The sequence below is a fragment of the Marinomonas sp. ef1 genome, assembly GCF_002806845.1.
In the GTDB taxonomy this organism is placed as follows: Bacteria; Pseudomonadota; Gammaproteobacteria; order Pseudomonadales; family Marinomonadaceae; genus Marinomonas; species Marinomonas polaris.
Genome location: NZ_NHTT01000002.1, coordinates 318,469 through 342,355 on the forward strand (window position 1 = coordinate 318,469; position 23,887 = coordinate 342,355).

General features: G+C 40.9%; 27 protein-coding genes. 21 read left to right on the top strand and 6 right to left on the bottom strand.

What is annotated here, in order from left to right; all coding sequences use genetic code 11:
* Positions 1 to 39 precede the first annotated feature (39 nt).
* The 3 genes from fabG to fabF all read left to right on the top strand — a co-directional run bounded on the left by fabG (position 40) and on the right by fabF (position 2,488).
* Positions 40 to 774, top strand: coding sequence for a 3-oxoacyl-ACP reductase FabG (gene fabG, locus CCS02_RS03905; RefSeq protein WP_072839125.1), 735 nt, complete (start codon positions 40 to 42; stop codon positions 772 to 774).
* 133 nt (positions 775 to 907) lie between these two features.
* On the top strand, positions 908 to 1,141 hold the full coding sequence (acpP, locus tag CCS02_RS03910; RefSeq protein ID WP_012069834.1) for an acyl carrier protein: 234 nt from the start codon (positions 908 to 910) through the stop codon (positions 1,139 to 1,141).
* A gap of 105 nt (positions 1,142 to 1,246) precedes the next feature.
* Positions 1,247 to 2,488, top strand: a complete 1,242-nt coding sequence (gene fabF, locus CCS02_RS03915; RefSeq protein WP_072839124.1) for a beta-ketoacyl-ACP synthase II — start codon at positions 1,247 to 1,249, stop codon at positions 2,486 to 2,488.
* A gap of 45 nt (positions 2,489 to 2,533) precedes the next feature.
* Here fabF and CCS02_RS03920 read toward each other — a convergent pair whose 3' ends face one another.
* Positions 2,534 to 2,941: a PA2817 family protein gene (locus tag CCS02_RS03920; RefSeq protein WP_072839123.1), complete on the bottom strand. Its 408-nt coding sequence runs from the start codon at positions 2,939 to 2,941 to the stop codon at positions 2,534 to 2,536.
* Positions 2,942 to 3,002: 61 nt separating this feature from the next.
* Here CCS02_RS03920 and CCS02_RS03925 point away from each other — a divergent pair, with 61 nt between their 5' ends.
* Genes CCS02_RS03925 through queF form a run of 3 tightly spaced genes read left to right on the top strand, consistent with a single transcriptional unit; the run spans position 3,003 to position 5,522 of the window.
* On the top strand, positions 3,003 to 3,917 hold the full coding sequence (locus tag CCS02_RS03925; RefSeq protein ID WP_072839122.1) for an ABC transporter ATP-binding protein: 915 nt from the start codon (positions 3,003 to 3,005) through the stop codon (positions 3,915 to 3,917).
* A 4-nt stretch (positions 3,918 to 3,921) separates the two neighbouring features.
* A complete protein-coding gene (locus CCS02_RS03930) occupies positions 3,922 to 4,695 on the top strand; it encodes an ABC transporter permease (RefSeq protein ID WP_012069838.1) in 774 nt (257 codons plus the stop codon).
* 11 nt (positions 4,696 to 4,706) lie between these two features.
* The gene (queF, locus tag CCS02_RS03935; protein WP_072839121.1) at positions 4,707 to 5,522 is read left to right on the top strand and encodes an NADPH-dependent 7-cyano-7-deazaguanine reductase QueF; all 816 of its coding nucleotides are present in this window, start codon (positions 4,707 to 4,709) and stop codon (positions 5,520 to 5,522) included.
* 81 nt (positions 5,523 to 5,603) lie between these two features.
* Here queF and CCS02_RS03940 read toward each other — a convergent pair whose 3' ends face one another.
* Complete coding sequence (locus CCS02_RS03940; protein WP_072839120.1) at positions 5,604 to 6,488, bottom strand: AEC family transporter; 885 nt, start codon at positions 6,486 to 6,488, stop codon at positions 5,604 to 5,606.
* Positions 6,489 to 6,578: 90 nt separating this feature from the next.
* A complete protein-coding gene (locus CCS02_RS03945) occupies positions 6,579 to 7,475 on the bottom strand; it encodes a LysR family transcriptional regulator (RefSeq protein WP_100635869.1) in 897 nt (298 codons plus the stop codon).
* Between the two features lie 108 nt (positions 7,476 to 7,583).
* Between CCS02_RS03945 and CCS02_RS03950 the strand changes: the two genes are divergently transcribed.
* Positions 7,584 to 8,564: an aldo/keto reductase gene (locus tag CCS02_RS03950; protein ID WP_072839118.1), complete on the top strand. Its 981-nt coding sequence runs from the start codon at positions 7,584 to 7,586 to the stop codon at positions 8,562 to 8,564.
* A gap of 59 nt (positions 8,565 to 8,623) precedes the next feature.
* Here CCS02_RS03950 and bcp read toward each other — a convergent pair whose 3' ends face one another.
* Entirely contained in the window at positions 8,624 to 9,073 is a 450-nt protein-coding gene (gene bcp / locus CCS02_RS03955; protein ID WP_072839117.1) for a thioredoxin-dependent thiol peroxidase, read from the bottom strand.
* 216 nt (positions 9,074 to 9,289) lie between these two features.
* On the opposite strand from bcp, the gene dapA reads away from it, so the two are divergent.
* From dapA to CCS02_RS03980, 5 genes are all read left to right on the top strand, one after another.
* Complete coding sequence (gene dapA / locus CCS02_RS03960; protein WP_072839116.1) at positions 9,290 to 10,171, top strand: 4-hydroxy-tetrahydrodipicolinate synthase; 882 nt, start codon at positions 9,290 to 9,292, stop codon at positions 10,169 to 10,171.
* On the top strand, positions 10,168 to 11,244 hold the full coding sequence (locus CCS02_RS03965) for a hypothetical protein (protein ID WP_100635870.1): 1,077 nt from the start codon (positions 10,168 to 10,170) through the stop codon (positions 11,242 to 11,244). The genes dapA and CCS02_RS03965 overlap by 4 nt, the downstream gene beginning before the upstream one ends.
* Before the next feature lie 46 nt (positions 11,245 to 11,290).
* Positions 11,291 to 12,007, top strand: a complete 717-nt coding sequence (gene purC / locus CCS02_RS03970; RefSeq protein ID WP_012069846.1) for a phosphoribosylaminoimidazolesuccinocarboxamide synthase — start codon at positions 11,291 to 11,293, stop codon at positions 12,005 to 12,007.
* An 81-nt stretch (positions 12,008 to 12,088) separates the two neighbouring features.
* Positions 12,089 to 13,333, top strand: a complete 1,245-nt coding sequence (locus CCS02_RS03975) for a lipoprotein-releasing ABC transporter permease subunit (protein ID WP_100635871.1) — start codon at positions 12,089 to 12,091, stop codon at positions 13,331 to 13,333.
* A complete protein-coding gene (locus CCS02_RS03980) occupies positions 13,326 to 14,024 on the top strand; it encodes an ABC transporter ATP-binding protein (protein ID WP_072839112.1) in 699 nt (232 codons plus the stop codon). Before CCS02_RS03975 ends, CCS02_RS03980 begins: the two co-directional genes overlap by 8 nt.
* A gap of 75 nt (positions 14,025 to 14,099) precedes the next feature.
* Here the strand turns inward: CCS02_RS03980 and CCS02_RS03985 are convergent, their stop codons facing one another.
* Positions 14,100 to 14,615, bottom strand: a complete 516-nt coding sequence (locus tag CCS02_RS03985; RefSeq protein WP_012069849.1) for a DUF2062 domain-containing protein — start codon at positions 14,613 to 14,615, stop codon at positions 14,100 to 14,102.
* Positions 14,616 to 14,659: 44 nt separating this feature from the next.
* On the opposite strand from CCS02_RS03985, the gene CCS02_RS03990 reads away from it, so the two are divergent.
* From CCS02_RS03990 to murI, 8 genes are read left to right on the top strand one after another with little or no spacing between them, the layout of a single operon-like run.
* On the top strand, positions 14,660 to 16,594 hold the full coding sequence (locus CCS02_RS03990; protein WP_100635872.1) for a ComEC/Rec2 family competence protein: 1,935 nt from the start codon (positions 14,660 to 14,662) through the stop codon (positions 16,592 to 16,594).
* A gap of 13 nt (positions 16,595 to 16,607) precedes the next feature.
* A complete protein-coding gene (locus CCS02_RS03995; protein WP_072839110.1) occupies positions 16,608 to 17,234 on the top strand; it encodes a MotA/TolQ/ExbB proton channel family protein in 627 nt (208 codons plus the stop codon).
* Complete coding sequence (locus CCS02_RS04000) at positions 17,231 to 17,653, top strand: ExbD/TolR family protein (RefSeq protein ID WP_072839109.1); 423 nt, start codon at positions 17,231 to 17,233, stop codon at positions 17,651 to 17,653. Before CCS02_RS03995 ends, CCS02_RS04000 begins: the two co-directional genes overlap by 4 nt.
* Complete coding sequence (gene lpxK / locus CCS02_RS04005; RefSeq protein WP_100185785.1) at positions 17,650 to 18,687, top strand: tetraacyldisaccharide 4'-kinase; 1,038 nt, start codon at positions 17,650 to 17,652, stop codon at positions 18,685 to 18,687. The genes CCS02_RS04000 and lpxK overlap by 4 nt, the downstream gene beginning before the upstream one ends.
* On the top strand, positions 18,680 to 18,877 hold the full coding sequence (locus tag CCS02_RS04010; RefSeq protein WP_100185786.1) for a Trm112 family protein: 198 nt from the start codon (positions 18,680 to 18,682) through the stop codon (positions 18,875 to 18,877). Before lpxK ends, CCS02_RS04010 begins: the two co-directional genes overlap by 8 nt.
* A complete protein-coding gene (locus CCS02_RS04015; RefSeq protein WP_100635873.1) occupies positions 18,874 to 19,350 on the top strand; it encodes a low molecular weight protein-tyrosine-phosphatase in 477 nt (158 codons plus the stop codon). Before CCS02_RS04010 ends, CCS02_RS04015 begins: the two co-directional genes overlap by 4 nt.
* A gap of 14 nt (positions 19,351 to 19,364) precedes the next feature.
* Entirely contained in the window at positions 19,365 to 20,432 is a 1,068-nt protein-coding gene (murB, locus tag CCS02_RS04020; protein WP_232728813.1) for a UDP-N-acetylmuramate dehydrogenase, read from the top strand.
* Positions 20,429 to 21,256 carry a glutamate racemase gene (gene murI / locus CCS02_RS04025; protein WP_100185789.1) on the top strand — a complete coding sequence of 276 codons (828 nt, stop codon included), beginning with the start codon at positions 20,429 to 20,431 and terminating at the stop codon, positions 21,254 to 21,256. Before murB ends, murI begins: the two co-directional genes overlap by 4 nt.
* Positions 21,257 to 21,259: 3 nt before the next feature.
* On the opposite strand, the gene CCS02_RS04030 is transcribed toward murI, so the two are convergent.
* The gene (locus tag CCS02_RS04030; RefSeq protein WP_232728814.1) at positions 21,260 to 22,405 is read right to left on the bottom strand and encodes a patatin-like phospholipase family protein; all 1,146 of its coding nucleotides are present in this window, start codon (positions 22,403 to 22,405) and stop codon (positions 21,260 to 21,262) included.
* Positions 22,406 to 22,683: 278 nt separating this feature from the next.
* Between CCS02_RS04030 and CCS02_RS04035 the strand changes: the two genes are divergently transcribed.
* A complete protein-coding gene (locus CCS02_RS04035; protein WP_100185791.1) occupies positions 22,684 to 23,808 on the top strand; it encodes a beta-ketoacyl-ACP synthase III in 1,125 nt (374 codons plus the stop codon).
* The last annotated feature ends 79 nt before the right edge of the window (positions 23,809 to 23,887 follow it).

A 23,887-nucleotide genomic window follows, 5' to 3' on the forward strand; every position in this document is an offset into this window, starting at 1 on the left:
TCGAAATGCACTTTTTGAAATAGATTGTTGGAGACAGACATGGGTCTTGAAGGAAAAATTGCTCTAGTGACTGGAGCTACTCGCGGTATTGGTAAAGCGATTGCTGTTGCTCTAGTTGAGCAAGGTGCGACCGTTATTGGTACGGCAACTAGTGAGTCTGGTGCGCAAAGTATTACTGAATATTTGGGCGCTAATGGTAAAGGCTGGGTGCTTGATGTGTCATCAAGTGAGTCAGTTGATGCGGTAATTAAAGAAATTACTGCTGAATTTGGTGCGCCAACGGTTCTTGTTAACAACGCCGGCATTACTCGTGATAATTTAATGATGCGAATGAAGGAAGATGAGTGGGATCAAGTGATTAATACTAATCTAACTTCTGTTTTTCGTGTTACAAAGGCTTGCTTACGTGGCATGACTAAAGCAAAATTTGGTCGTGTTATTAGTATTAGTTCTGTTGTTGGCTCTATGGGCAATGGCGGACAAACAAATTATTCTGCAGCAAAAGCTGGGCTAGAGGGTTTTAGTCGTTCTTTGGCAGCAGAAATAGCATCTCGCGGTATCACTGTAAATTGTGTGGCTCCGGGGTTCATTGAAACGGATATGACTAAGGTGTTATCTGAAGAGCATAAGGCCAAATTGGTCGAAAAAGTGCCTTCATCACGTCTTGGTCAACCAGAAGAAATTGCGGCAGCTGTCGCATTTTTGGCGTCAAATGGCGCTGCTTACATTACCGGTGAGACATTACATGTCAATGGCGGTATGTATATGTCGTAATTTGAGTTGAATTTTATGTTTAATTCAACGAAAATACGTCTCCGGTTCATGTCGAGAATCACACCTTTTTTGGTGATCGAATTTTTATAATATGCTCACACTGAGCTGTTAATGAGTAGAGTAGGAACTTCTAATGAGTAGCATTGAAGAACGCGTTAAGAAAATCGTTTGTGAACAACTAGGCGTTAAAGAAGAAGATGTTGTTGCTTCAGCATCTTTTGTTGATGACCTAGGTGCAGATTCCCTAGATACAGTTGAGCTAGTAATGGCTCTTGAAGAGGAATTTGATACTGAAATTCCTGATGAAGAAGCTGAAAAAATCACTACCGTACAAGCAGCGAACGACTACATCAACGCTAACTTGTAAGATATTGGTGAACTGAGTTTTCCGAAAAGCCGCTTGTATTCGTTACAGCGGCTTTTCTTATTAATAGCTCTTAAAGAATTGAGGGCGAATTGCTGGAGAAATCTTATGTCTCGTCGTCGGGTTGTAGTCACAGGAATGGGAATGGTGACACCCCTTGGCAATAATGTGAAAGATACGTGGGATAGCATCTTGGAAGGAAAGAGTGGTGTATCTGAGATCACTTCTTTTGACGCCAGTCTGTTTTCCACCCGTTTTGCAGCGCAAGTAAATGGCTTTGATGCGACTCAATATATGAGCGTTAAAGAGGCTCGCAAAATGGATCTTTTCATTCAATATGGTATCGCAGCCGCAGTGCAAGCTTTGGATGATGCCAATCTTAATGCCGATACAGCGGATTTAAGCCGTGTTGGTTGCGCGATAGGTTCTGGTATTGGTGGTTTGCCAATGATTGAAAAGAACCTTGAGCTGTTGAATGAGTCAGGCCCAAAACGTATTTCTCCTTTTTTTGTTCCAGGCGCGATTATTAATATGATTTCAGGTCATGTTGCGATTCGTTTTGGTTTTAAAGGCCCTAATATCTCTATTGTTACCGCGTGTACTACTGGTACGCATAATATTGGTATGGCAGGTCGCATGATCGCTTATGGTGATGCTGATGTGATGATTGCTGGCGGTGCTGAAATGGCTATTACTCCATTGGGTATCGGCGGTTTTGGAGCGGCTAGAGCATTGTCCACTCGTAACGATGATCATAAAACAGCAAGTCGTCCATGGGATAAAGACCGTGATGGTTTTGTGATGGGGGATGGTGCTGGTATTTTAGTACTAGAAGAATACGAACATGCTATTGCACGTGGTGCAAAAATTTATGCAGAGCTTGTGGGTTTTGGTATGAGTGACGATGCTTATCACATGACTGCTCCGCCAGAGAGTGGTGAAGGAGCTGCGTCGGCTATGAGGGCTGCTCTGAACGATGCTCGTCTTACGCCTTTAGATATCGATTATATTAATGCTCATGGTACATCAACTCCTGCTGGTGATTTAGCAGAAACTAATGCGGTAAAAGCGTTAATGGGTGAAGATGCATCAGATGTCGCAATTAGCTCGACTAAGTCCATGATAGGGCATTTGCTTGGTGCCTCGGGAGCAGTTGAATCAATTTTTTCGATACTTGCTATTCGAGATCAAGTTGCTCCACCAACCATTAATTTAGATGAGCCGAGTGACGGTTGTGATTTGAATTATGTTCCTGGAACACCACAAAAACGTAAAATAGACGTTGTTTTAAATAACTCGTTTGGTTTTGGTGGTACGAATGGAACATTAGTATTTAAGAAAATATCTTAAATACTAGGTGGGCAGATTATAATCTGCCCACCGTAGCTAGTTTTATTAATGGATTTGAGTTGGTGTGCCGCGTAATGCACTGATTTCTTTTGATATATCATAGCTTTTATTTTGACTGTCTAGCTCATATAAATGGTCTTCCAGCTGTTGATAAAGAGCAATTTCCTCATCACCTAGAAAATGCAGGCATTCGCCACCGACAAACCATAATAGCTCTCTCTTTATTAGAGGGACTAGATTTGCGTAGCATCGTATGAAGCGTGATAATACCTCTTGGGCATCGAAAGTATAATCATGGGTATTTTCCTGAATGTTTTTTATCAGGCCGTCCCACTTTTCTAAGAAGTCTAATTCTTCTTCTGCCAAGTCTGGTTGATCAAAAGGTGCGTGTTCTGCGATGCGCTGACGCAAATCAGCAAAAGCGTCAAGTATGTATTGTGTGCGTGATTCCACGTAAAACCCTATTCAAGTAAGTAACTATTTAGTCGGCTACTGCCGTACGAGAACTTCAATTATGACATATGCAATCGAAATTAGTGACCTTAAAAAGCGCTATGATAGCGGCTTTGAAGCGCTAAAAGGTATCGATTTAAAAGTTGAAAAAGGAGATTTCTTCGCGTTACTCGGTCCAAATGGAGCGGGCAAGTCTACGACAATCGGTATTTTATGCTCGTTAGTGAATAAAACATCGGGCAAAGTGTCTATTTTTGGTACAGATATTGATAAAGATTTTGCCAAAGCCAAAAAATATCTTGGTGTTGTGCCACAAGAGTTTAATTTTAACGTGTTCGAGACCGTTTTTAATGTTGTGGTAACTCAGGCTGGTTTTTATGGTATTAGCCGTTCGTTAGCAGAAGAGCGTGCGGAGAAGTACCTAAAACAGCTAGACCTTTGGGATAAAAGAAACGATCAATCGCGAATGCTATCTGGCGGTATGAAACGTCGTTTAATGATAGCCAGAGCATTAATTCATGAGCCTGAAGTGCTTATTTTGGATGAGCCAACCGCCGGTGTCGATATTGAGCTTCGCCGTTCTATGTGGGAGTTCATCAAAAAACTAAATGAGCAAGGTACGACAATTATCTTAACCACACATTATCTGGAAGAAGCAGAACAGTTGTGCCGAAACATTGCCATTATTAATGCGGGTCAAATTGTTGAAAATACCAGTGTGAAGGCTTTGTTGAAAACACTTAATCAAGAAACCTTTATTTTGGATTTAGATACTAGTCTGCCTAATGGCTGGGCTTTACCTGGCTTCAGTGTGTTAGTCAGTAAAGACGCGAGTACGATCGAAGTTGAAGTTATTAAAGGGCAATCTATCAATGCCATCTTTCAGGCGCTTGATGCAATCTCCGTCAACGTCGTGAGTATGCGTAACAAGTCTAATCGACTCGAAGAGCTCTTCGTTAAATTAATTAAAGGCTAGATAGATGAAAAATTCGGAAATTTGGGTCGCATTTTATACGATTTTGGTAAGAGAAATTCGTCGATTTACTCGTATTTGGCCACAGACATTATTGCCACCAGCTATTACGATGACATTATATTTTGCTATTTTCGGCAACTTAATCGGTGATCGAATTGGTGAAATGGGTGGCTTTAGTTATATGCAATACATTGTGCCAGGCTTGATCATGATGTCTGTCATCACAAACTCATATTCCAACGTGTCTTCGTCGTTCTTTTCTGCGAAGTTTCAACATAGTGTGCAAGAGTTGTTGGTCTCTCCTACACCAAACTGGGTGATTCTAATGGGGTACACGCTTGGCGGTGTGGCTCGTGGTTTGTGTGTTGGTTTGATTGTTACTGTGCTGTCGCTGTTTTTTACTCATTTGGCGTTAGAAAGCTTATTCCTAACGATTCTTGTGGTGTGTTTGACGGCAATTATGTTTTCTCTAGGCGGTTTTGTTAACGCTATTTACGCTAGAAGTTTTGATGATGTATCCATTGTTCCGACTTTTATTTTAACGCCGCTCACTTACTTAGGTGGAGTGTTTTATTCTATCGATTTGCTGCCTGATTTCTGGCAATCCGTTTCGCTATTAAACCCAGTTCTTTATATGGTTAATGCGTTTCGTTACGGCATTTTGGGTGTTTCTGATATTAACGTATATTGGGCACTTGTTATTGTTTGCGTATTTATTGTGGTGTTGTTTGGATTCGGTCTGCGTTTGCTCAATCAGGGCAAAGGTATTAGAAGTTGAGGTAGTGTTATATGGGCTTTTTACCCTTAGGTCAGCAAACAGAATATGTTTCTGAGTACGATGCAGGGTTGCTTTACCCCATTGCAAGAGTTGATAAATGGACTGAGATGGCTATCGAGTCTGAGCGACTGCCGTTTTTTGGTGAAGATGTTTGGAATGCTTATGAACTGTCATGGTTAAACTTGAAAGGAAAGCCAATCGTTGCCTTGGCTGAATTTCGTTTACCTTGTGATTCGCCAAATATTATTGAATCAAAATCGTTTAAATTGTATTTGAATTCATTGAATCAAATGCGTTATGAGTCAGCTGAAGAAGTCCAAGCCATACTTGAGAAAGATCTTTCGCGGGCCGCTGGTGCTGAAGTGACGGTTATTATTCGCGATGTTGATTCAATGGCATCGTTGGTAGTATTAACGCCTGATTATTGCATCGATGAACTGGATGTTGATGTATCAGAATATCAGCCAAATGCAGGCTTATTAGAGACTGATGAGACAATGGGGGTGGTTGAAGAGCGATTGGTTAGCCATCTTTTAAAATCAAATTGCCCTGTGACCAATCAACCAGATTGGGGTTCGGTTTTTATTGATTATAAAGGCCCTAAGATTCACCACGAAAGCTTGTTGAAGTATGTTATTTCATTCCGTGAGCATACCGACTTTCATGAGCAATGCGTTGAGCGAATTTTTATTGATATCATGCGTCAGTGTAAGCCGGAGAGTTTAACTGTCTATGCACGTTATGTAAGGCGCGGAGGATTGGATATCAATCCATATCGTTCAACAGCACCATTAGTGTTGGGGAATGATCGTTTAACGCGCCAGTAGTTTTTACTTAGCTTTAAAATTCAAACCGCATAATATTAAAATTATGCGGTTTTTTTTCGGAAATTTATTTTTTAAGGCAACTTAAAGATACAGCCACCAGAGCAAGCTAACAATACAAAGTGACATGGGTAAAGAAATAAGAATCATGAGGGCAATTTCATCTACTGGCCCCTTAAACTTGCTTGCTAGCATATAACTAATAACTGCCACAGGCATGGCACTGAGTACAATTAATACAGAGCCTTCCAGGCGGCTAAGTGGAAAAAAGTAGACAACCAAACATGCACAAAGAACGCCTACCACTGGGCGAAATAGTGATAAGAGAGAAGCGCGACCGATTTTGCTGCTTTCTTTTATAGATAGACCACTAATGGATCTACCTAGTAGCATTAGCATAATAGGCAATGTTATATGGCTGAGCATGTTCAGTGTGTTCATCAAAGGCGTGGGTAAGCTAATATTAAAACTTAGGAAAAGCGCACCAATCACTAAGGCAATAACGGGACCATTTTTTAACAGCTGCTTAGGTTGATAGGTGCCAGACATAAAACCAACGCCCAAGGTAAAATGACTAATTTGTACCACTGATGAAATTACCACGGCGATAGCCATACCTTCGGCACCAAATAATGCGTAGGCAACAGGTATACCAAGATTTCCCGTATTAGGATTGACTAAAGGTGGCAGATAAAAGCGTGTAGGTAACTTGAGTGCTTTTAGAAAAACAAATGACATGAGCGACACCAAAACTAATACTAGAGCTGTCGCGGCGATAATTTTGAGCATGCTGAAAACTTGCATCTGCATCGATAAAACAGAATAAAGTAGCAAGGCAGGCAAGCCTAAGTTTGAAACCAGTGCGGCCAGTGATGGGTTTTCTAGATAGTCTGTCTTTTTACCAAGAAAGAAGCCCAAGCAAATCATCAATAATATTGGTGTCAGTGAGTTAGTTAATGCCGAGAGCATAGAAATCCTTAGTGAGACATTTTTATCTATGAGAGATTTTTGCACAAAGGATAGGTAAGTGCAGTCGTCGTGCAAAAGTCTCTATGAGAATTAATCAGCCTTAATATTAAAGGCTTCCACAAGGTAGTGCACCAAGGCTTTTACCCTAAGGCTGATATTTCTTGATTGAGGATAAAGTAAAGTGACATCAGAGTCAGGCAATTGCCAGTCTGGCAGTAGCACTATCAGTCGACCCGATTGAATGTCTTGTTTTACATAATAGGAAGGTTGTCTAGAGATGCCTGTTCCTTCCAGGGTTGCCAACTTTACGACATGTCCGTTGGAGCATTTTAGTTTACCTTGCACTGGAAGCTCATACTTCTCTTTGCTGCTAATGTGTGTGAACGACCATCTTTTTACTGAGCCGTTGATTAGCGTGTGATCAAGCAAATCTTTCGGACTATTTAGTTTCGGCATGCTGTCAGAATAAGTAGTACTAGCAACTAAGTAGTTGGTGTAACTCGTTAGTTTTCGTCCAATTAAATTTGAGTTAGTAAGCGTGCCCATTCTGACCACAAGATCGTATTGCGACTCAATCAAATCTTCCCTTGTGCTCGAAAAGCTAAGTTCTATTTCCACCTTAGGATTTTCATTCATAAATCGAATTAAAATCGGTGCAAGTATCTCTTCACCAAATAAACCGCCAACGGAATTGATTCTGATTTGACCTCCAATACTTGAATGAGCGTTTTGAGCTGACAGAACCGCATGTTCTAGTTGATTCACTCCTTGTCGTGCAAGCTGATAAAAAGTTTCTCCAGCCGGAGACAAAGAAAGAGAGCGGGTCGATCGATAGAGTAACTGGACACCTAAGTCTTTTTCTAAACGGCTGATGATTTGTGAGACTCTAGCGCGAGAAATATTAAGCTGTTCTGCGGCTTTCGAAAAACTATGTACTTCAACTACTGCTAAAAATTCTCTTATGCCTTCAGGAAAATAAGCACTCATATTGTTAAGCCTTGTTAAACAATAAATTTAATATATCGATAATTATAAACAGTTAAAACCCTCGTATAGTAGTGTGATTAATCATTAATTCGTTTATTAGGAGTGTGTATGAAAACTAGAACATTAGGGAAAACAGGATTTGAGGTGTCGGAAATTGGCTTGGGTTGCTGGCAACTTGGTAATGATTTTGGTCCGGTAGAAGATAAAGAAGCGATCGCAATACTACAAACGGCAGTAGAGGAAGGTATTCACTTTTTTGATACAGCGGATGTTTATGGTGGCGGTCTAAGTGAGCAGCGAATAGGTCAATGGCGTAAGTCGTTGAACAAGTCACCTGTTATAGCGACCAAAGTAGGTAGGAGCGCTGAGCTTTATCCTAATGGTTACAGCAAGGCCGCAGTGAAGAAAAGTTTGCAGGCTTCCGCTCAACGTTTAGGCGTTGAGTCTATCGACCTTGCTCAATTGCACTGTGTTCCTCGTGATGTGCTGTTTTCAGGTGATATATTGGCTTGGATGGAAGACCTCAAAAAAGAAGGTGTCATTAAGTATTTTGGTGCCAGTGTGGAAATGTTGGACGAAGCGATGTTTTGTTGTGGTCATACGGAGTTAGCCAGCTTACAGATATTGTTCAATGTATTTCGTCAGGATGCGACAGAGTCACTATTGCCGCTAGCTGAAAAGAACAATGTGGGTATCATTGTGCGCTTGCCATTAGCAAGTGGTTTGCTGTCAGGAAAGATGAGTCTTAATCACGCCTTTAGTGAGCGGGATCATCGTTCATATAATAAAGATGGCGCTGCATTTCATGTTGGTGAAACCTTTAATGGTATACCCTTTGAAAAAGGTATTGAGTTAGTTGAAGCGTTAAAGGGAAAGCTGCCAGAAGGGCATAATATATTGGATGTATCTTTGCGCTGGATTTTAGATCAGCCTCAAGTATCAAGTATTATTGCTGGCGCTAGTCGATCTTCCCAAGTGGTACGCAATGCGGCCGTATCGTCTCTGCCGCCTTTGAGTAAAGAGTTGCACGCGTTATTAGCGGAATTTTATCGGGAAGAAGTTAGAGAGCATATTCGCGGTGGTATTTGAATTTGAGTGACTAAATGAAAAAAATGGCGCGGAAATTATCGCGCCATTTTTTGTTCTGTTTATTTCAAGATTTGCTCAGCGTGGGCTTTGGTTTTGACCTTGCTGATAATGTCTGAAATAACACCACTTTCATCAATGATAAAAGTCGTTCTTACCGTGCCCATTGATTCACGGCCCATAAATTTCTTTAGTTGCCAAGTGCCATACAATTCATGAACTTCTTTCTCTGTATCTGCGATCAGTGGAAAAGGTAGATCATATTTGGCGATAAAGTTTTGGTGCTTTTTCTCTGTGTCGGTGCTGATTCCAAGAATTACAAAACCTTGATCTAATAGTGCTTGGTAGTTATCACGTAAGTCACAAGCTTGAGCTGTACATCCAGGAGTTGAATCCCTAGGGTAAAAATACAAGACGACTTTTTTACCTTTAAATTGGCTTAGTGTAATGGTGTCGCCATTCTGATCTTTGGCATTAAAGTCTGGTGCAATTTGTCCGATTTCGATTGTCATAAAGTTTCTCTACAGTTCAACGAAATATTTAAAGAAAAATAGTTTGCCTATTATTAGTATTTGTTTAGCAGTCGTTAGCTTAACAAGACATCAGTTAAAAATCCTCCCGAATGGCGTTTCTTGTTAATTTACTCCGGCTTTACGTCTGTCAATTATTGTTAAACCAGAGTCTGGACGTTACTATAGGCGCGCTTATAATTTTATCGGAGACTCGAAATGATCACAGGTAGTTTAGTTGCGCTTATCACACCTATGTCACCAGATGGCGCTGTAGATACTAAAAAATTAGATGATCTAATAGAGTTTCATATTAACGAGGGTACTCACGGGATCGTAGCCGTAGGAACCACAGGTGAATCTTCCACTCTTACACCAGTAGAACATGCTAATGTGATTCGTCAGGTTGTTAATACGGTTAATGGTCGTGTTCCTGTTATTGCAGGCACTGGTGCAAACGCAACACATGAAGCCATCGACCTTACTCGTAGTGCTAAAGAAGCTGGCGCAGATGCCTGCTTACTTGTGACTCCTTATTACAACAAACCAACTCAAGAAGGTTTGTATCAGCATTTTAAAGCCATAGCAGATGCAGTTGATATTCCTCAAATTCTATACAACGTACCAGGTCGAACTGCGTGCGATATGCAAAATGATACTGTGGTGCGTCTAGCTTCGGTTAAGAATATTGTTGGTATAAAAGACGCTACTGGTAATCTAGAGCGAGGTGAGGCATTGATTAAAGCTTTACCTGAAAGCTTTGCCGTATACTCTGGAGATGATCCAACGGCAGTTTCATTGATGCTTTTGGGTGGAAAAGGAAATATTTCCGTTACGGCAAATGTAGCGCCTAAAGCCGTTGCCCAAGCAGCTGAATCAGCATTAGCTGGAAAAGCGGATCAAGCACATTCAATTGATACAACGATTTCTTCGCTTCATAAAAATTTATTTTTAGAGTCTAATCCTATCCCTGTAAAATGGGCTTGTAGTCAACTAGGACTATGCGAAGAAGGAATTCGATTGCCGCTTACACCTCTTTCTGAACAGCATCATTCAGCCGTTCGGCAAGCCATGATAGAAGCTGGAGTTTTATTAGTATGAATAAGTTTACCTTACAGTTGGTGAGCGCAAGCTCGTTGACTATTTTGTTGTCTGGGTGCAGTGTTTTTTTCACGGATCATTCAGATGATTATCAAGAAGAAAAACCAGTTACTTCAACACTGGATATGCCTGCTGGATCTATGCCGGCAAGCGATGTTTTAGTTATCCCTAATGAAAAAAACATTGCTAACCTAGACGGGAAGACTGCGTATACTACGCCTAGGGCTCCATTTGTATTTTACCCAATGGTTGCTGTTGGTACTGAAGAGCAAGATGATGCTATTGAGTTCACTGTCCCTGCTGATATTGCTCAAACGAAACGTATTGTTACAGATTTTCTTACCGCACTTCATGGCGATGGAGCATCGATTGCTTCACAAAGCGATGATCAGATAATAAGTGTACCATTTGATTTTCATCCGCAAGGTTGGTGGGCATCATTATGGAGCGATATTACTCGTATTCATCCAGCTCAAACTGCATTCTCTTTTCGCTTCAATGAACAAGAAGAAGGTAAAACATTGGTTACAGTACAATTTCGTGATGAGCAGCAAGATGTCGGCCCAGGAAATTGGATGAGTCCAGTTCAAAATGATGACGCTTATTCTGTCGCTGTACGTTTATGGGGAACAGTGGGGCGTCAGCTGAATCAATCATCTGCATATCTTTCTAATCGTGGTGATGCGGCATCTTTTCCTATTTGGGTAGATCATCATGGAATATTTGCAATTCATCTAGGTGATAAGGTTTCACCTTCTGATGTTGAAGCTAAATTGAACGCAGCAGGTATTTATCTTATACCTGGATCAAACCAATTACTTGCGCCAGTTCCGCCAGAAGACGTAGCTCGTGTTGGTGACGTTGTAGATCTAACCTTGCCATTAGTTGATAGTGATAAAATAAAATCACTTAAAACTATTCGCCGAAACTTGGATGATGTTAGCTGGGAAGAGCGTGAATATTCCTACAAAATAACTCATCAAAAAGCAGGTGACTTTTTAGTTATTGATGTTTCCTCTATGGACTCACCTGAAGTGGTTTCGTATCACTTGGCGCAACGTTTTGTAAATTAAATTTAATTAGATTAACCCCTCACAAAAGAAAACCGGAGACCCTCCAATGGAAAAACGACAAGAGCTATATGCAGGTAAGGCAAAATCTGTATTTCGTACAGATGATCCTGACAAAATGGTTCTAGTGTTTCGTGATGACACCTCTGCATTTGACGGTAAAAGAATTGAACAGCTTGACCGTAAGGGTATGGTGAACAATAAGTTTAATGCATTCATCATGACAAAATTACAGGAAGCAGGCATTCCAACACATTTTGAAAAGCTTTTAAGTGATACAGAATCACTGGTTAAATGTCTTGATATGATACCTGTTGAGTGTGTCGTTCGAAATGTTGCTGCTGGTAGTCTATGCCGACGTTTAGGTGTTGAAGAGGGTATTACTCTTACTCCACCAACGTTTGAATTGTTTTTAAAGAACGATGCATTAGGTGACCCAATGATCAACGAATCTCATGTTGAATCATTCGGTTGGGCAAAAGCATCTGACTTAGCGAAAGCAAAAGAGCTTACATTCAAGGTGAATGATGTATTAAAAGCGATTTTTGCAGAAGGCGGCATGATTCTAGTTGATTACAAATTGGAATTTGGCCTATATAAGGGTGAGGTTTTATTGGGCGATGAGTTTTCTCCTGATGGCTGCCGTTTATGGGATGCTAAAACCAAAGAAAAATTAGATAAAGATCGTTTCCGCCAAGGCTTGGGCGGCGTGATCGAAGCTTACGAAGATGTAGGTCGTCGTATAGGTATCGATTTCGACGCATAAGCGGATTGGTAACTTAGTCCAAAATAGAGGAGCTTTGCTCCTCTATTTTTACCACGCAAGCTTGTCATACAAGGACATACATTGATTAACTTCCTTCCTTTTGCTATCGGTCTGCGTTATGCCCGAGCAAAACGCTCCAATCACTTCATTTCCTTTATTAGCTTTTCTTCTATTGCCGGTCTTGCACTCGGTGTGATGGTTCTCATTACTGTTTTGTCTGTAATGAATGGCTTTGACCGTGAATTACGTCAACGGATATTAGGTATGGTTCCTCATGCGACTTTGTGGGGAGATCCAGTGCTCAATGATTGGCGTGATACAGCAAAGCTGGTTGCTAAAATGCCTGATGTTGTTGGCGTTGCTCCACATATCCAAGCGCAAGTCATGTTTCAGTCTGGCGAAAGTGTTCATGGCGCTATTTTAAATGGCATAAACCCAGACATGGAGAAAAAAGTATCAATCATTGGTGACAATATTGCATCTGGTTCTTTAGATGCTCTTAATGATACTAGCTTTGGGATCGTCCTAGGTGCTCAGTTAGCCAAGATGCTAAGAGTCGATATCGGCGATAAAGTAACGACTATATTACCTAAAGCTAATGTGTCTATTGCTGGTGTTGCGCCTGTTCTAAAGCGATTTACTGTGGTGGGAACTTTTGAGGTTGGAGCTGAGCTAGATAGCAGTCTTGCTTATATCAATATTAAAGATGCGGCTAAATTAAAGCGCTATAAAGCTGATGATGTGGAAGCGCTGCGAATTTCATTCGATGATTTATTTGTAGCTCCTTCACGTATTTGGGATATCGCTCGAGCTGTGCCAGGGCAAAATAGAGTGAGCGACTGGACTCGTACTCATGGTAGTCTTTTCCAAGCGATAAAAATGGAAAAAACCATGATTGGTTTGCTTCTGTTATTAATTGTCGCTGTGGCTGCTTTTAATATAGTTTCCACCTTGGTAATGGTGGTAACAGATAAACGTAACGATATCGCTATACTTAGAACAATGGGTTTAACCTCGAGTCAGGTTATGTGGATATTCGTTGTTCAAGGAATGTTTATTGGTATGCTTGGGACGCTTATTGGTGTCGTCTTGGGTGTAACCTTAGCGCTCAATGTGAGTGAAATTATTGCTGCTCTACAGACATTATTAAATGTCCAGTTTTTAAGTGCGGATGTCTATTTTATTAACTACTTGCCTTCAGAGCTTCAATGGTCTGATGTGAAGCTAATTGTTATATCTGCATTTATTATGACGGTAGCGGCAACTATTTACCCGGCTTGGCGAGCTTCGAAAGTAGAACCTGCGGAGGCACTGCGTTATGAATAACAGTATCGTTTTAGAATGTCGTGAACTTTCTAAGCAATATCAAGACGGTAAGCAGGTGGTCGACGTTTTTCGCTCTATCGATCTAACCTTAAATAAAGGTGAAGCTTGTGCCATTGTCGGCTCATCGGGCTCAGGTAAAACGACCTTATTGAATCTTTTGGCTGGTCTGGATTTAGCTACAACCGGTGATGTGAGCTTGGCAGGTTTTTCTTGGTCTAGTATGAAGGATTCAAAGCGGGCCAAGATGCGAAATAAAGAAATGGGGTTCGTGTACCAATTTCACCACCTATTGCCTGAGTTTACGGCGTTAGAAAATGTATTGATGCCAATGTGGATTGCTGGCATGGATAAAAAAGAAGCCAAACAGCGTGGAGAGAAGCTTTTGGGTCAGGTTGGTCTAAAAGATCGTTTTAATCATAAGCCTTCTCAATTGTCCGGCGGAGAGCGGCAACGTGTTGCGATTGCTCGTGCCTTGGCAAATCGACCTGCTTGTGTGTTGATGGACGAGCCAACGGGTAATCTAGATGAAACTACCTCTCTAGAAATTCAAAACCTTATTAATACACTTAAAACTACTTACGATATGGCGTTTCTTGTGGTTACTCATGATGAGAAAATGTTGAGCTGGATGGATTGCGCTTATCGTTTATCGCAAGGAGCTTTGCATCCGCTAAAGCAAACTAATGTTTAGTTGAGTTAAGTTTTTTGAGTCATAAAAAAGCCAAGATTTAAAAATCTTGGCTTTTTTTGTTTTTACTAAAATGAATTATTTGTTGTTTCTAAGTTTGCGCTCTTTCCAGCGTTTGATGACATGAAGACGCCATAATATGGTGATTGCGGCATAGCTGATCGCACCAACAATCAAACCTGATACAATTGAGCCAACATAAAGTGGCATCCAAATATGTTCCATTTTATCCCAGATCCATTCAACGGAGAGTTGAAAGTTTTTTTCGTCATGGGAACCTAAAATTAACGTACCGACCTTGTAGTTGAAATAAAACACAAAGGGCATAGTTAGGGGGTTGGTAATCCATACGAGAGCAATTGACAAAGGAATGTTTGCTCGCAGCGGTACCGCAAGTAAGGCCGATGCAAGCATTTGAAATGGCATCGGAATAAAGGCCCAAAATAAGCCGTTAAAGAAAGCTCTTGCTACAGATTTACGATTTAAATGCCATAAGTTGGCTTCATAAATTTGAGCACCTAAAAGGCCTAAGGCTTTACTTTGCTTTAACTTTTCTGGATTAGGTATGAATTTTTTAAGATAATTCTTCGGCATAATCAGGTAAAAAATAATTTAGCGATCTAAGACAAGGAGGTCTTATGTTACTAAGTAGTTTGTCCATATTGATGGGCGCCATACTGGTGCCGAGCGATTATTTGTGGGTGTATTCTACTCATATCATTCTAGTGTGTCTCTACTTAATATGGTCAAAGCGTTTAATAGTTTTGTTTTTGACACTTCTCTCCTTTATTTCGATCATTTCTAGTGAACTTCTACCTGCACCATCTTTGCTTTTACAGGCTGGTAGCGTGGTGTTTGTTGATTTTGAAAGGAAAAGTTTAATCGTCAACCAGGATCAATCTTCAAATGAATGGGATTTGTCTGAAATAGGTCCGGTCAGTATTGTGTATTTCTCTGGAAAAGGCCAAAGACAAAGACAAGATAATTTTTATCTGACAGGGTCTGGTAAGGCTTCCATTCACGAATCTCGTTCGAATTTATCATATCGAGGCGAGCTAAAAAGTATCTTGTTACCAGATAAAAATGGGCCGTGGTGGCAAAAGCAGCTCTATGTAAAAAGACAAGTTGCCCAGCTAACTATTCAATTTTCTGATAAGGATCTTTCTAGTATTGACCAGGTTCATTTCTCTTTCCGTGATGAGCTGCTCACTAAGCTTGATATGATGTTTGGGGCATTCAATTCTTGGCGCTTCTCCAAAGCCTTGCTGTTAGGGCAGAATGATTTATGGAGTGAACGAGATACTTGGGTAATTCGTACGCTTGGCTTGGCTCATCTATTTGTCGTTTCGGGGTTACATACTGGTTTTATGTTCGCTATCGGATGCTTGGTGAGTAGAGCTGTTTGGAGGTTGTTACCCAATCAAATAATGCTTTCTGGTCTAACTCGCTGGCATTGTGATGCAATAATTGTCATGCCCTTGTTACTTGCTTATGCTTATATAACAAACTGGGGAGAGCCTGTGGTAAGAGCATCGATTATGCTCAGTGTTTATTTGTGCTCTCGCATGTTGACTCTGAAAGTCTCACCATATGGCATCATTACTTTTGCCTTGTGGCTAGTGCTACTTATTAACCCTAGAGCAGTACTTAGCCCAGGATTGTGGCTGTCTTTTAGTATGGTGTACTTGCTAATTGGCTACTGCCAAACGTCAGCAAAATTGTCACGATTACTCATGGTGCAAGTCATGCTTAGTACCGCCTCAATGGTGTTGATATTAGGGTGGCAAGAAGCTATATCCAGTGCCTCTATTCTAGTTAATGTTTTACTGATTCCTTACGCGGCTTTTTTATGGTTTCCATGGGGAGTGTTATCTTCCTTTGAGGCATCGGTTATTGGGTCGACGTATAGTTATGAGTTATTAGATAGATTGCTCTATTACGTAATGACACCTGTGGATTGGACCGCTTTTGAATTGCCCTTATTATTTTTTGAGCAATTTACTTCAAGTGTTCCGAGATTAATCATGTTGCTGCTGATAGGCTATTGGGTTTATCAGAGCCCTTTAAATCGGGGGCTTGTTTGTGCGCTTGGTATTTGGTGTGTTTTATTTTCTTCGATGTTATTTAATGGCTCAAATGCTGACATTACTCTGAAAAATAAAGAAAATAGCCTAATTATTTTAGAGCAAAATGAATTATTGTTAGCGGACTCTTGGGCTGGCGCTGATCCTTCAAGACTGATGTTTGGTTCTTATTTGAAATCGGAACGACAGAATGCTTACATTTTATCGCCTAGAACAGTGAAAGATCTCACTCCTCAAATGCTGCTAGATTACGGTATTGAGTGGGTAATACTAAAACGAAAGGAATCAGAGCAAACACTGGCGATGCTGGATGCATTAAGTGTTGATTGGTTAGTGATTTCTGCTGACGAATCTTTGGCTTTTTATTTTCAAAGCAGCCGTGTTTCAATACGCCATTCTTCCTGTATCTATTCATTTTTTCTCTTAAAATCTGACACTTGCAAACGTGTAGAAAAGTTAGAGAGTGTGTTAAATTACGTGCAAACTTAAATTGGAGAGCGAAGTGTTAGCCTTTATTCAAACTGGTGGTTTTTTCATGTGGCCGTTAATGGCGTGTTCCATCCTTACGCTGGCTATTATTATTGAGCGTTTTTGGACGCTTCGCAAAGCGGGTGTTGCACCAAAGGGGCTCTTGTCTGATGTTATGGCGAGATTACGTGATGACAGAATGACCATTGAGTACATTCGTTCAATGCAGGCTAAAACTGGGCTGGCTTCTATTTTTGCTGCGGGACTATTAAATTCAAAGCATGGTCGTGGCGCAATGAAAGAAAGTGTTCAGGAAGCGGCAAGTCATGTTATTCATGAATTAGAGCGTTTTATGAATACGCTTGGTACAATTGCAGCGATTTCGCCATTACTTGGCTTGTTGGGTACGGTTGTCGGTATGATTAAAGTCTTTTCAGTGTTGATGGAAAGTGGCGCAGGCAATACTGCGTTATTGGCTGGCGGCATTTCTGAAGCATTACTAACAACGGCGGCAGGTCTTGGTGTTGCTATTCCAGCTTTGATTTTCCATCGTTTTTTTAGTCGTAGAATAGATGAGCTTGTTGTCACTATGGAGCAGCAATCCACTAAGTTGATTGATTCGCTGCATGGTGATCGAGATAAGTCAGGAGTCGCACAGTGAAATTCCGTCGTCAAAAAATAGATGACGTTCAAATCAATATAACGCCTCTGATCGACGTCGTCTTTTTATTACTTATTTTCTTTATGGTTAGCACGACTTTTAACCAAAGTACTGAGTTGACGATTGATTTGCCAACCGCAACGTCAAATGCCCCAAGTTCTGATCGCTCTAAGAACGTAGAACTGGTGATTACAGCAGATGGTCAGTATGTCATTAATGGCCAGACACTTATCAATGAAAAAGTCGGTACTTTAATTCAAGGCTTAAAAGAAGTAACTGCAGGGGATTATACTCGACCGCTGATTATTACCGCAGACGCGAAAGCATCTTATGACATGGTTCTACGGGTTTACGATGCGGCAGCAAGTCTTGGTATTACAAAACTTGCCCATACTGCACAGAAAGAGCCGGTCCAGTGAGCGTAGAGTCATTATTTACACGTTCCTGGTATGGTCGTTGTGGTTGGACAAATGTATTTCGGCCGCTACAGCCGTTGATTAAAAAAGCGGTGCATAATAAACGCAAAGCTTTTTTAGCTCATCCAGAACTCTCATACAAAGCTCCGGTTCCAGTGATTGTTGTGGGAAATATTAGCGTTGGTGGAACGGGAAAGTCACCCATGGTTGTGGCGCTATGTGAGCTTTTAATTGAACATGGGTTTCACCCAGGTATTGTTTCCCGAGGCCATGGCGCAAAAATGGACACGCCGACACATGTATATCCAGATAGCTTGCCTAACGAAGTTGGTGACGAACCTGTGATGCTGGCTCGACGAGCCGCTTGTCCTATGGTGGTTTTCCCTAAAAGGGATGAAGCGGTAAAGCTCCTACTAAGTACAACAGACGTGAATGTCGTGGTGAGTGATGATGGCATGCAGCATTATCAGCTCAATAGAGATCTCGAGATTGCAATGCTGGATGCGACACGAGGCGTGGGTAACGGACATTTGTTACCTGTTGGTCCACTGCGAGAACCCATTGAACGACTTGCCGAAGTAGATTTTGTCGTTAGTGTTTCTGAGACGATGACTAAGCCCTTAGAAGCTTTGAATTTGCCAGTCACTTTAACAAGGCTAGTGTCCTCTAAATTGATTTCATTGGATGGAACCAAGAGTCTAGATTGCCATGAAGCATTTTCAGGTAATTCAAACTGGCATATCATGGCGGGAATTGGTAACCCCGAACGTTTTATGGCAACGCTAGAACGCTTTGGATTACAAAAGAAAAACATTACTCATCAGTGGTTTATTGATCATCATGCGTTTGAAGTAACCGATATCCCAGCTGATGGTGCTGTAATTATGACTGAGAAAGATGCAGTGAAGTGCCAATCTCTTGAATTATCGAATTCAAATATTTGGTATTTGCCGGTGTCTTTAGTGTTACCAACAAGCTTTCAACAAGCATTTTTAGAAAAAATTAACCTTATAAAAATGGATCATACCCATGAATAAAACCTTACTTGATATCCTTGTTTGTCCTGTTACTAAAGCTTCACTTACTTTAAGTAAAGACGGAACTGAATTGATTAGCAAAGTGGGCGGCATGGCATATCCAGTTCGCGACGGCATTCCAGTTTTGTTGGAAACAGAAGCGCGCACATTAACAGCTGATGAACGTTTAGATACTGGCTCGGCAAAATGAAATCCTATAAAGTGCTGACAGTGTGCTTAGGCAATATTTGTCGATCACCAGCGGCGCAGGGTATTTTAGAAAGTGTTGCAGCTAAGCGTGATGTATTTTTAGAGCTTGATTCGGCTGGAACAGCGGCTTATCACCTGGGCAACCCGCCAGACTCACGATCTATTAAAGCGCTTCATCAGGTTGGCATTGATATTAGCCGTCAACAAGCTCGGCAAGTGACTAAAGATGACTTTCATAAGTTTGATTGGATTCTGGCGATGGACAGAGAGAATCTGTCCAATCTCAAAAAAATCCAACCTCAAGACAGCAAAGCTAGATTAGTTATGTTCGGTGAGTTTTATGATCATGCTGCGTTTGGTGAGGTAGCGGATCCTTATTATGGTGGTGATGAAGGCTTTACTGAGATGAGAAAACACCTTTGTCGGATAGCTGATTCGTTTGTGCATCACCTTCATTCAAATAGAGAAGATTAAATCAGACAATGAAAATGCGATTCAATACCGAAGATGCTTTTGCGCAGCGCATTGAAAATTCCATTCAAGAAAATGTTTCCTTAGCCACATATAATACTTTTCGCTTTGATTACTCTGCTGAATATTTTGCGATAGCAGATACCTTGGAGGCATTAAAAGCCTTACTTGCCTGGGCAAAATATTTTCAACAAACTATCACCATGATTGGCGGTGGCAGTAATTTGCTTATTTCAGCAGATGTTTCTGGCCTTGTTGTCATTAATCGACTCTCTGGTATCAATGCAAGAGAGCGCGCAGGTAACCTTGTTAGTTTGACCGTTGCTGCTGGTGAAAACTGGCATAAAATAGTTGAATACGCTGTCGCTCAAAGATGGTATGGAATAGAAAACCTCGCTTTAATTCCAGGTACTACTGGTGCTGCTCCAGTACAAAATATCGGCGCTTACGGTGTTGAAATAAAAGATGTCTTAGCTCGTGTTCAAGTTATCAATAGAAACACTGGCGATGTTTACTGGATAAACGGTAGAGACTGCGGGTTTGCTTATCGCGACAGTTATTTCAAATGTCAATGGAAGGATTTATTGCTCATAACCTCGGTTGAATTGTCACTGAAAAAACAATCAGAACTTTTATTAAGCTATGGCGGATTGTCTGAACGAATTGAAGGAAAGCCAAACATTCAAGCTGTGTTTGATACTGTATGTCGCGTTAGAAGTGAAAAACTACCTGATCCAGCAGTGTTAGCAAACTCAGGTAGTTTTTTTAAAAATCCGATTGTTAGCAAAATCCAGCATGATGAATTAAAAGAGTGCTTTCCTAATCTGGTATCTTTTCCATTTGAAGGAGGTTTTAAATTGGCTGCAGGATGGCTGATTGATCAAGCTGGTTGGAAGGGTAAGCAATATCAAGGTGTCGGTGTGTATGAAAAACAGGCGTTGGTGTTAGTGAATCATTCAGAAACCAACGCGACTGCTTTACTAGAGTTAGAAGCGCAAATAAAACAATCGGTTTTCGATAAGTATGGTGTTCACTTGGAGCGAGAGCCCGTTCAGTTGCCTCTTGGTATGGAGAAACTTAAGTGAAAGTTGGCGTGATGGATTCAGGAGCAGGGGGATTAACCATCCTTAATGCCATACACCAAAAACATCCTTATCTTGATCTGGTGTATTTGGCCGACGATGCTTTTGCACCATATGGCAGTAAAAGCATTACTCAATTACAAGATAGACTAGTAAAAGTTGGACGGTTTTTTGAGAATGAAAAGGTTTGCGCCATTGTTGTTGCTTGTAATACCGCGACGGTGGCGGCGATTGATGCACTTCGAGCTAGCACATTGTTGCCAATTATAGGTGTAGAGCCTGCTGTAAAACCTGCTTTTCGCCTTAGTAAAAAACGCAGAGTGGCGGTACTGGCAACACCTGTAACAGCTGAAAGTCCGCGCTTAAATCAATTGATCGATCTTTGGAAAGAGGACAGTCATGTATCTATTATGTCTAGCTCAACGTTAGCCTTTGACATTGATGCTTGGCCAGAAACAGAAGAAAAAGTTAAACAAACCATTGAGCAATTAAGCCAAGAAATGCTCGCTCAAAATATCGATACCTTGGTATTGGCTTGCACTCATTATCCTTTGGTTAAACATTTGTTTGAGCAAATACTGGGAAGTGAATGCGAAATCATAGAGCCTAGTGAAGGAGTGACAGCTCAGTTAATTCGTCGCCTCACAGAGTCTTATCCGAATGATATGAGCCAGTTACTTGATGCTGTTTCTAAACATCAAGACAGCAGTGAAAATCAAGGCAGTATAGAACTTTGCAGCTCACTTGGGTTTAAAAATATGCAGCGCCTGAATTCATGGGTTATATCATCAAGCGCCATTAAGGGCTGCAGGCACGTATTGATTTAGTGATTAATGGCTATTTTCAAAGAAAGCGATGATTCTATCCTTTTCCCACATGGCATCTTGATATCCTAAATCCATTAATGCTCGACAATACTGTGGTGTGAAGAGTAAGTAACTCGCTGCAGAACTGATTTTTTCTCTTGTTGAACCTCCGGCGGCTTTTAAAAGAATTCTAATGTTTTTAGGTAAAGTTGCTATGTAATGATGAGCTATCTCATTTAGCTCTTCTGATGGAGAGATAATTAATGTCTCCGTAGGGAGGTTTTGGTGATTGGCTTGTTTGTCTTTTGGAAGATCACGAATAAGGCTATTCATGATTTCTAGTTGATAGATATCGTCTTCAAGATTGTCGATGAATGCGCTATTTAATAGTTGTCCGAGAATTTGAGCCATACTCGGCGCGCTAGTATCGACGTCTTTTTCCTGTGTTGCCCACTTTTTTGCACTTCGGTTGCCACTCACGCCAATGATAAATAGCTTATCTGCGCCTAATTTAAGAGCAGGATAAATTGCGGATTTTTGGCGTATAGCGCCATCGCCATAATAGTGGTTATGAATTTTATGAGCAGGAAATATCGTTGGAATAGCGCTAGATGCTAATAGGTGATCGACCCCTAGGTTTGCTGCCACACCTTTTCGTCGATTTCCTTGCCATGCCTGTAAATCAGGAGAGCCTTGAAAAAAAGTAGTCGATTCCCCAGTACTATAACTCATTGCAGTGATAGCCAAAGCCTTTAGCTGATGTCTATCAATTGCAGTGTTTATTCTCGTAAAATCTAAATGATTGGTGAGTAGCTCTTTTAACGGCGTGTTATCCATAAGCGCGATAGAACTATCGTGATTATGGAGGTGGAAAAGCGATAATAGGGTTTTTGTTAGTGAACTAGCCACTGGCCAGCGTCCAACTGTGTAAATTTGATCTGGGGTTAAGTGACGCCAAACAAAAGCCAGTGAGGATACGGCTTTAGAAAAATTATCAGCATGAGACGCTAGCATGGTGGCATTTAACGCACCAGCAGAGGTGCCACATAATATGGGAAAGGGAAGATGTGTATGTTTAGGGCGCATCTTTCCCATAGCAGATAAAACACCCACTTGATAGGCGGCACGAGCGCCACCGCCAGATAATATTAATGCATTGTTATTTGTCATAAAGGCTCGCTTAGTCTGAATCTGTTCAAGCATTTCATGTATCTCATAAAATACTATTTTCTTCTATTAAAACAATCACTCGCTTTTATGCAGTATGGTGCGAGCTGGCGAATAATGCCACACCTTGATATAAGTATTTTGAATGATATTAGGCTCTTGTTATTACTAATTGTAGACTGTCTAAGCAATCTACTTCACAATCCTAGCTATACTCTTTAAAGCAATAGATACAAAAGATAAATCGATACTTTTTGAATAATAAGAAAAAGGATAAAACCATGATTTCTTCTGTCGTCATTAGTGGAGTTGGTCTTTGGACTCCCGCATACAGCATTAGCAATGAGGAGCTGGTAGATAGCTATAATGCGTGGGTTGAGCAATTTAATGCCAAAAACGCTGATGCTATTGAGAAAGGTCAAATAGAAGCTAAGCCTCTTTCTAGTGCTGCATTTATTGAAAAGGCATCCGGTATAAAAAGTCGCTATATTTATTCAAAAGACGGTGCATTAGATATCAATCGAATGCGCCCAATACTTGAAATTCGCAACGATGAACAAATCTCCCATCAAGCAGAAATGGCTATCGCTGCTGCAAAAAAAGCCCTTGATGCGGCAAATAAAAAAGCCAGCGATATAGATATGGTGATTGTTTCATGTGCTTATACGCAGCGTTCTTATCCTGCTATCGCAATTGAGGTGCAATCAGCTTTAGGTATTGAGGGGTTTGGTTTTGATATGCTGGTTGCGTGCTCGGCCGCTACTTTTGGTTTGCAGCGTGCTGTTGATGCAATAAAAGCAGGCTCCTCAAAGGGCGTGCTGGTGATAAACCCTGAACTGACATCTCCTCAAGTTAACTACATGGATAGGGATTCGCACTTTATCTTTGGTGATGTGGCAACCGCAGTGGTGGTTGAGAGCAGCGAAACTTGTCAGTCAGCGCATTCTTTTGATGTGCTAAGTAGCAAATGTATTACTTCCTACTCGAATAATATACGCTCTAACTTTGGCTATACGACACGCGTCACTGATGAAGACCCTTATTCGGCAGATATGTTGTTTCATCAGAATGGTAGAAAAGTTTTCAAGGAAGTTTGCCCGATGGCAGCAGATCATATTGAAAATCATTTGAAGAGCCAGGGTATTCAAGTGTCACAACTAAAACGTTGGTGGTTACATCAAGCTAATATCAATATGAATTTGTTAATCAGTAAACGATTACTAGGCCGCGACGCGACGCTTGAAGAGGCGCCAGTGGTTCTTGATGAATATGCAAATACTGCTTCTGCTGGCTCTATTATTGCTTTTGCTAAGCACCATAAAGACTTGGCTGCAGGCGATATTGGTGTGATTTGTTCGTTTGGTGCAGGTTACTCAATAGGTAGTTTGATACTGCGTAAGCGTTAATTGCTCATTCTTTTCGATACTTGAATAAATTGTCTAAGTTAAGTAATACCTAAGTTAAGTCATTGAAACAGATGCGATT

Coding starts and splice junctions, on each gene's coding strand:
- CCS02_RS03985 (WP_012069849.1), bottom strand. CDS start 14,615: ATGCCGAAGAATTATCTTAAAAAATTCATACCTAATCCAGAAAAGTTA.
- CCS02_RS03925 (WP_072839122.1), top strand. CDS start 3,003: ATGACATATGCAATCGAAATTAGTGACCTTAAAAAGCGCTATGATAGC.
- CCS02_RS03945 (WP_100635869.1), bottom strand. CDS start 7,475: ATGAGTGCTTATTTTCCTGAAGGCATAAGAGAATTTTTAGCAGTAGTT.
- fabF (WP_072839124.1), top strand. CDS start 1,247: ATGTCTCGTCGTCGGGTTGTAGTCACAGGAATGGGAATGGTGACACCC.
- fabG (WP_072839125.1), top strand. CDS start 40: ATGGGTCTTGAAGGAAAAATTGCTCTAGTGACTGGAGCTACTCGCGGT.
- CCS02_RS04015 (WP_100635873.1), top strand. CDS start 18,874: ATGAAATCCTATAAAGTGCTGACAGTGTGCTTAGGCAATATTTGTCGA.
- CCS02_RS04010 (WP_100185786.1), top strand. CDS start 18,680: ATGAATAAAACCTTACTTGATATCCTTGTTTGTCCTGTTACTAAAGCT.
- dapA (WP_072839116.1), top strand. CDS start 9,290: ATGATCACAGGTAGTTTAGTTGCGCTTATCACACCTATGTCACCAGAT.
- CCS02_RS03950 (WP_072839118.1), top strand. CDS start 7,584: ATGAAAACTAGAACATTAGGGAAAACAGGATTTGAGGTGTCGGAAATT.
- CCS02_RS03965 (WP_100635870.1), top strand. CDS start 10,168: ATGAATAAGTTTACCTTACAGTTGGTGAGCGCAAGCTCGTTGACTATT.
- CCS02_RS03980 (WP_072839112.1), top strand. CDS start 13,326: ATGAATAACAGTATCGTTTTAGAATGTCGTGAACTTTCTAAGCAATAT.
- murB (WP_232728813.1), top strand. CDS start 19,365: ATGCGATTCAATACCGAAGATGCTTTTGCGCAGCGCATTGAAAATTCC.
- acpP (WP_012069834.1), top strand. CDS start 908: ATGAGTAGCATTGAAGAACGCGTTAAGAAAATCGTTTGTGAACAACTA.
- CCS02_RS03930 (WP_012069838.1), top strand. CDS start 3,922: ATGAAAAATTCGGAAATTTGGGTCGCATTTTATACGATTTTGGTAAGA.
- purC (WP_012069846.1), top strand. CDS start 11,291: ATGGAAAAACGACAAGAGCTATATGCAGGTAAGGCAAAATCTGTATTT.
- bcp (WP_072839117.1), bottom strand. CDS start 9,073: ATGACAATCGAAATCGGACAAATTGCACCAGACTTTAATGCCAAAGAT.
- CCS02_RS03940 (WP_072839120.1), bottom strand. CDS start 6,488: ATGCTCTCGGCATTAACTAACTCACTGACACCAATATTATTGATGATT.
- queF (WP_072839121.1), top strand. CDS start 4,707: ATGGGCTTTTTACCCTTAGGTCAGCAAACAGAATATGTTTCTGAGTAC.
- CCS02_RS04030 (WP_232728814.1), bottom strand. CDS start 22,405: ATGACAAATAACAATGCATTAATATTATCTGGCGGTGGCGCTCGTGCC.
- CCS02_RS03990 (WP_100635872.1), top strand. CDS start 14,660: ATGTTACTAAGTAGTTTGTCCATATTGATGGGCGCCATACTGGTGCCG.
- CCS02_RS04035 (WP_100185791.1), top strand. CDS start 22,684: ATGATTTCTTCTGTCGTCATTAGTGGAGTTGGTCTTTGGACTCCCGCA.